1 protein-coding gene is annotated in these 237 nt (G+C 53.6%); it reads left to right on the top strand.

Annotated elements, in window-relative coordinates; genetic code table 11:
• Positions 1–106: 106 nt before the first annotated feature.
• A partial coding sequence (locus AC0IZJ_RS28745) for a hypothetical protein (RefSeq protein ID WP_471855691.1) occupies positions 107–237 on the top strand: 131 nt, incomplete at its 3' end.

Consider the following 237-nt stretch of genomic DNA (forward strand, 5'->3'; position numbering starts at 1 on the left):
TTGATAAAGAACATCCGCAACAGGGGATTTACACAACCCGACCCAACGCCGGGTTGATTGCCCTGATGGATGAGATGTTTGCCGGTATGACCCTGGAGGAGGCGTAATGAAATTGCAAAAGCAATTACTGGAAGCTGTGGAGCACAAACAGCTACGCCCGCTGGATGTGCAATTTGCCCTGACCGTGGCGGGAGATGAACATCCTGCCGTCACCCTCGCGGCGGCACTGTTAAGTCA

The organism is Roseateles sp. AC306, from assembly GCF_979253795.1.